General features: G+C 65.5%; 6 protein-coding genes. 2 read left to right on the top strand and 4 right to left on the bottom strand.

Annotation, left to right across the window (positions count from 1 at the left end; translation table 11 throughout):
- The coding region (locus JHD07_RS04770) for an AMP-binding protein (RefSeq protein ID WP_291619507.1) at positions 1-1818 on the top strand (1818 nt) is incomplete at its 5' end.
- 27 nt (positions 1819-1845) lie between these two features.
- On the opposite strand, the gene tcuB is transcribed toward JHD07_RS04770, so the two are convergent.
- Together tcuB and tcuA are read right to left on the bottom strand one after the other, a co-directional pair.
- Positions 1846-2946, bottom strand: coding sequence for a tricarballylate utilization 4Fe-4S protein TcuB (gene tcuB / locus JHD07_RS04765; RefSeq protein WP_291619505.1), 1101 nt, complete (start codon positions 2944-2946; stop codon positions 1846-1848).
- The gene (gene tcuA / locus JHD07_RS04760) at positions 2933-4324 is read right to left on the bottom strand and encodes an FAD-dependent tricarballylate dehydrogenase TcuA (protein ID WP_291619503.1); all 1392 of its coding nucleotides are present in this window, start codon (positions 4322-4324) and stop codon (positions 2933-2935) included. Before tcuA ends, tcuB begins: the two co-directional genes overlap by 14 nt.
- A gap of 145 nt (positions 4325-4469) precedes the next feature.
- Between tcuA and JHD07_RS04755 the strand changes: the two genes are divergently transcribed.
- Positions 4470-5153, top strand: coding sequence for a GntR family transcriptional regulator (locus JHD07_RS04755; RefSeq protein WP_291619547.1), 684 nt, complete (start codon positions 4470-4472; stop codon positions 5151-5153).
- A 5-nt stretch (positions 5154-5158) separates the two neighbouring features.
- Here JHD07_RS04755 and JHD07_RS04750 read toward each other — a convergent pair whose 3' ends face one another.
- Both JHD07_RS04750 and JHD07_RS04745 read right to left on the bottom strand, forming a co-directional pair.
- Positions 5159-5914, bottom strand: coding sequence for an IclR family transcriptional regulator (locus JHD07_RS04750; RefSeq protein WP_291619501.1), 756 nt, complete (start codon positions 5912-5914; stop codon positions 5159-5161).
- Positions 5915-5922: 8 nt separating this feature from the next.
- Positions 5923-6762 (bottom strand): NAD(P)-dependent oxidoreductase (locus JHD07_RS04745; RefSeq protein WP_291619499.1); only part of this gene is annotated, 840 nt, incomplete at its 5' end.

The raw sequence follows: 6762 nt of genomic DNA, 5'->3' as shown, positions 1-6762 counted from the left end.
GTCTCGGGGTCGCTCATGAAGGTGTATGACGGCACCGCGATGATCGCAGACAAGGCCGATGCCGTCGTGGTGCCGGTCCGGATCGAAGGCGCACAGCGCTCCTATCTCAGCTATCTCAACTCCAGCCAGATCAAGCGATCCTGGTTTCCGCGGGTCACGGTCACCATCCTGCCGCCCGTCAAGCTCCCCGTCGATGAGACGCTGAAGGGCAAGGCGCGCCGCAATGCCGCCGGCGCCGCGCTGCAGGACGTCATGATCGATGCGCTCGTGAAGAACGCCATGCTCGATCACACGCTGTTCGAAGCGCTCGGACACGCCTATCGCGACCGCGACACCGGCAAGGTCATCATCGAGGACGCGCTCGGGACCAAGCTGACCTATCGCAAGCTGATCCTCGGCGCGCAGGTCCTGAGCCGCAAGCTGGAAAGCGGCACCGCAATCGGAGAGAATGTCGGCGTGCTGCTGCCGAACTCGGCGGGCGTTGCCGTCGTGTTCATGGCGCTGCAGAACATCGGCCGGGTGCCGGCGATGCTGAACTTCTCGGCCGGTCCGGTCAACGTGCTCGCCGCCATGAAGGCTGCGCAGGTCAAGACCGTGCTGACCTCGAAAGCCTTCATCGAGAAGGGCAAGCTCGACAAGCTGATGACCGCAATCTCCGCGGAGGCGCGCGTCGTCTATCTCGAGGACGTCCGCGCCTCGATCGGTACCGCCGACAAGATCAAGGGCCTGCTCGCCGGCACCGCGCCGCGCGTCGCGCGCCAGCCGAACGACCCGGCCGTCGTGCTGTTCACGTCGGGCTCCGAAGGCACGCCCAAGGGCGTCGTGCTGTCCCACCGCAACATCCTCGCCAACGCGGCGCAGGCGCTGGCGCGGGTCGATGCCAACGCCAACGACAAGGTGTTCAACGTGCTGCCGGTGTTCCACTCGTTCGGGCTGACCGGGGGCATGATGATGCCGATGCTGGCGGGAATTCCGATCTACATGTATCCCTCGCCGCTGCATTATCGGATCGTGTCCGAGCTGATCTACCAGACCGGCGCGACCATCCTGTTCGGCACCGACACGTTCCTCACCGGCTACGCCCGCTCGGCGCACGCTTACGACTTCCGCACCCTGCGCCTCGTGATCGCCGGCGCTGAGGCGGTCAAGGACCGCACGCGGCAAGTGTTCATGGAGCGCTACGGCATTCGCATTCTCGAAGGCTACGGCGTCACCGAGACCGCTCCCGTGCTCGCCATGAACACGCCGATGGCCAACCGTCCCGGCACCGTCGGCCGCCTCTCGCCGCTGATGGAAAGCCGGCTCGATCCGGTCCCGGGCATCGAGGACGGCGGACGCCTGTCGGTGCGTGGCCCGAACGTGATGCTCGGCTATCTCAGGGCCGAAAATCCCGGCGTGCTCGAAGTGCTGCCCGAGGGCTGGCACGACACCGGCGACATCGTGGCGATCGATGCTGCCGGCTTCATCACCATCAAGGGCCGCGCCAAGCGCTTTGCCAAGATCGCGGGCGAAATGGTCTCGCTGTCCGCCGTCGAAGCCATCGCTGCGTCGCTATGGCCGCAGGCCGCCTCGGTCGCGGTCTCGATCCCCGACCAGCGCAAGGGCGAGCGCATCGTGCTGCTGACCACGGAGAAGAACGCCGAGCGCAGCGCGATGCAGGCCCAGGCGAAGGCGATCGGCGCCTCCGAGCTGACGGTGCCCGCGGCGATCATGGTGGTCGACAAGGTGCCGCTGCTCGGCACCGGCAAGACCGACTATGTCACGTCGACGACGATGGCCCGCGAGCAGGCGTCAGCGCCGGAGCGCGAGGTGGCGTAAGAGGTTTGGAGACGGGCGGCGCGCGGGTCACACCGCCGTCCGTCGCTCCTGCGCATAGCGCACCAGCGCTGCGAAGCGATAGATGCCATGCACGAACTTGCCGTAGGGCATGGTGACGAACAGCGCGAACACTGCGCCGAGATGCAGCGCCAGCAACGGACCCATCGCGCTGGTCTCGCGCAGCACCAGCAGCAGCATCCCCGTGAGCCCGGTCAGGAACAGCATGGCGATGAAGCCGACATCCATGCCGTAGCTGAACTCGTCGAGCAGTGCGGGATCGCGCCGCATCTTGGCCGTGAACAGGCCGATCGGCCCGACGATCAGGCCGATGCCGCCGAGCGTTCCCAGCACCACCGGCAGGTCCCACCACGGATACGGCGCTTCGCGGCCGAGCAAATTGTGATACAGCGTGGCCACTGACGTCGCCGCGAAGCACAGCAGGAAGCCGTAGAAAGTCAGGTGGTGATAGAGCTTGCGCCGGTCCGTGGGCTTGTCGTCCTCGTTATAGCAGCCTACACCGCCGCCGTGGAGATAGCGCAGTTCGCCAGCGTCGCGGATCGCCTGAAAGATCGAGCCGCCATCGGCGCGGCCGCCAATGGGCGGGCTGATGTCGTGCCAGAAGGTACGCACGCTCATGGCGAGGGCCAGGAGGGCGTATAGGAAGGCTGCGCTGAACAGCGCGGCCATCGCATTGTGCGGCATCAACTTGTAGAACGCGCCGGGCCCGGTGTGCACGCCGAACAGCACGCTGCGGTCATTCAGGGCGGCGAAGCCGAGGATGAAGGCGGCCATGCTGAGCGCGGCGATGACGCTGATGACGAGGCCGTTGCGCGCAAATGCGCCGGAGAGTGCCTGCGGCCAGGCATAGGCTGCATAGGATTCGGCGCGCGCGACCGCCAGCGTCTTGGGAACATTGACATTGAACTCGTGCGGCGGCGCGAACTGGCAGTCGACGTAGCAGGCGCCGCAGCCATGGCAGAGATTGGCGAGATAGTTGAGATCGCCGTCGGAGAAAGCCCGCCGCATCTCCATCGCCGGAAACACTGCGCACAGTCCCTCGCAATAGCGGCAGGAATTGCAGACCGTCATCAGCCGGTCGGCTTCGTCCAAAATCCTAGTTCCGTGCATGTTTCGCCGCTTCCCGTCCTGCGATCCGCCCGAAGACGCTGCCGATGGTCATACCCATGCCGGCCGCATAGCCTTTGCCGAGCACGTTGCCGGCCATGATCTCGCCGGCCGCATACATGTTGGCGGACGGCTTGCCGTCCTTCATCAGCATCCGCGCCTCCTTGTTCACCCGCGTGCCGAGATAGGTGAAGGTGATGCCGGGCCGAACCGGATAGGCGAGATAAGGCGGCGTTTCGATCTTGCGCGCCCAGTGCGTCTTGGGCGGTGTAATGCCTTCCGTCACGCAATCGTCGAGAATGGTGTGGTCGAAGGTCCCGGGCCGCACCGCCGCGTTGAATTCGGTGATGGTCTTCTCCAGCGCGACCGGATCGAGCGCGAGCTTGGCGGCGAGTTCCGCCACCGTCTGCCCGGCGATCGGCGGAAACAGCGTCGGCATGAAGCTGGTGACGACTGTGGAATCGAAGATGATGTAGGCGATCTGGTCCGGTTGCGCCGCGACCAGCCGGCCCCAGATCGCGTAGCGCTTCGGCCAGATGTCCTCGCCCTCGTCGTAGAAGCGCTGGGCGTGCTTGTTGACGACGATACCGAACACGACCGAGTCATGTCGGGTGATGATGCCGCCGTCGAATTTCGGCGCGCGGGCGTCGATCGCGACCGCATGGCACTGGGTGGGATCGCCGACTTCCTGCACGCCCTTGTCGAGCAGCAACTTGAGAATCGAGCCGCGATTATACGGCGTCCCGCGAATCAGGAAATTGTCTGCCGCCTCACCCCAATATTGCTTCAGCCATTCGATGTTGGCCTCGAACCCGCCGGCGGCGGCCACCAGCGACGTGGCGCGGATCTCGGTCTTGCCGTTGATCGGCCGCTTGAGGCGCGCGGCCAGAAACATGCTGTCCTCGATCAGGAGATCGGTGACCTCGGCGTCGTATTCGACGTCGACGCCGAGCCGTTCCGCTGTGAGATACAACGCATTCAGCATCGCCCGACCGCCGCCAAGAAAAAACGAATTGGTGCGGCCGAGACTGAGGGTGCCGCCGAGCGAGGGCTGCCACCGCACACCCTGCTCCACGATCCAGTTCAGGATGTCCTTGGACTCCCGGATCATGTGGCGGGCGAGCTCTTCGTCGGTCTGCCCGCCAGTCACGCGCAGCAGGTCCTCCCAAAACTCCTCCTCCGTGTAGGGGCCGGTGAGGATTTCGGTCGCGGCGTCATGGGCACAGCGCATGTTGCGGGTGTGGCGGGTGTTGCCGCCGCGATAGAACTTTGGCGCCCCTTCGAGCACCAGTACCGAAGCGCCGCCGCGCCGCGCGCTGATCGCTGCGCACAGTGCCGCGTTGCCGCCGCCGATCACCAGCACATCGTACTTGCTGCTCATACCGTTTGCTCGATGGCGCGCCAAATCTAGAGACATTCTCCGCTGGCGGTCCGACATGTCCGCCCTTGCGTACTTTTGTATACAAAGATATACACAAGTCCTGCAAGTGGCGTCTCTGCATGGGCAGGATGCGCTTCGAGGAATGATGGCCAAACGCTCGGCGAAAACAGGCGGATCGATCGCGCGGGACGGCGGTGTCGCACTGGGTGAAGCCGTATTCCGGTCGCTCTGCGAGGCGCTTCAGGCCGGCAGCTACCGTGCCGGCGACCGCCTGCGCGAGGAAGAGGTTGCGCAGCGGCTAAAGGTGAGTAGAACGCCGGTTCGCGAAGCCTTGGGACGCCTCGCCGCGCGCGGCTTCGTCGCGCCCGCCGGCGGCCGCGGACTCATCGTCCGCAATCTCGATATCTCGGAGGTGCTTGAGCTCTATGCCATGCGCGAAATCATGGAAGGCGCCGCCGCACGCCTCGCCGCCGAGCATGCCTCAGCCACGGAGATCGACGCGCTCCGCGACATCGAGCAAGCTTCTGTCGAGGCATCCGAGACGGACGTGGCCGAGATGGCAGCGCTTAACCGTGCCTTCCACCAGGCCATCTGCCGCGCCGCGCGCAACCGCTATCTCGACAACGCCTCGCGGGAATTGCAGGACTGGATCGCCCTGCTCGGCCCGACCACTTTCACGGTGACGGGCCGCCCCGCGACCAGCCATGGCGAGCATGGCGCCATCATCGAGGCCATCGCCGCGCGCGACGGCGACAAGGCCGAGCAGCGCGCCCGCGCGCATATCCGCGAAGCGCTGCGCTGCCGGCTCAAGTTGCTGCAAAAGCAGTAGCCGACCTATCGCCTTGCCCTGCGCGCGGGACGCAGGTCGGCAGCTGCGGCCGACAGAGTCTTGTCGAGCAACTCGATCGGACCGCCCAGCGCGCGCGTCAGGCGGATGGCAGCTTTCAGCAACAGCGACGTCATCGCCTTGGTATTCTCCGGCGTAAAGCGCGGCTTCGGCCCCGAGAGCGACAACGCGCCGACGCATTTGCCTGCCGGACCGAACACCGGACAGGCCAGCCCGGCGCAATCGGGATCGCGCTCACCAAACGACACCGCGATGCCGGCCTCGCGAATCTCGTCGTAGCCTGCGCCTTTCTCTCCGTCGAAGGCGAGGATGACCCGTCCGGCCGCGCCGCGGTCGAGCGGCAGCAGCATGCCGGCCTCGACCCGGTCGAGGGTCGAATGCCGGGAATCGACGCGGAACACGCACAGCCGGCGTTTGGCATCATGCCGGACGTGGAACGAAGGGCTCTCGGTGCCGTCGGCCACGAGTTGGCGCAACAGCGGCATCACGCGATCATGCAGATTATTGCTGCGCTGGTAGACCGCCCCGAGCCGGAACGGCGTCGGACCGAGATGATAGCGACCGTCGGCGAACTGCACGAGATAGCCAAATTCCTGAAGCGACGTCATCAGCCGCAACAGGGTGCTCTTGTACATCTTGGTGCGCCGGGCGAGCTCCGCCAACGTCATCGGCTCCGGCGCGTCCTCGAAAGCCGCCAGGATGCTCAGGGCGCGGTCGACGGCTGCGACGCCGGGCGAAGGCATGGGGTCTCCTATTGCGGAAATCCGGAGGGATCGATGAGCTTTGCGATGACCGGAAAATACGCATCACCCATGCCCTTGTCGATCGTCTCCTGGAAGATCGTGCGAATCAGTGCCGCACCCCGCAGGTTGAGCCCCGCCTGTGCGCCGAGCTCCAGCGCATAGGAAAGATCCTTCATCGCATATTCGGTCGAGAAGGCGCGCAGCGGAAACTCCTCGGCGACGATGGCCTTCATGCCGTGATTGCGCAAGGCAAAGCTGTCCGCCGACCCCTTGGACAGCGTGTCCAGCAGCAGCTTCGGCTCGACGCCACTGTGCTTGGCAATCGCGACGGCCTCCGCCAGCGCATTCACGGTCTCGAACAGCACCATGTTGTTGAGGATCTTCGTCACTTGCCCCGCGCCTGTTTCGCCACAGAGCGTGACGTCGGTCGCAAAATGCCGGATCAGCGGCTCGACTACGGCGAACTGCTCGGTCGTCGCACCGACCATGACGCTGAGCGTGCCGTCCTGCGCCGCCTGCCGGGTGCGCGCGATCGGCGCATCGATCCAAAGCGCGCCCTTGTCCGCGAGCTGCTTGGCGAAGGAACGGGTCAGGCCGACGTCGGACGTGCCGAGATCGATCACGATCTGACCGGGCTTGATCCCTGGCAAGATGCTCTCAAACACCGACATCACGTGCTTGGCGCTGGGCAGGCACAGGAAGATCGTTTGTACGCCGGCGACGAGATCCCCGATCGACTTCGCCGCCGTCGCTCCATCGGCCACGATCCGCGCCAAAGGCTCCGCGGCAAGATCGAACGCAAGGACCAGCCGGCCGCTCCTGCGCAACAGGTTGCGGCAGATCGGCTC

Origin of the sequence: Bradyrhizobium sp. (assembly GCF_016462955.1) — a bacterium.
In the GTDB taxonomy this organism is placed as follows: domain Bacteria; phylum Pseudomonadota; class Alphaproteobacteria; order Rhizobiales; family Xanthobacteraceae; genus Bradyrhizobium.
This window is presented reverse-complemented; position numbering and strand designations above follow the sequence as displayed.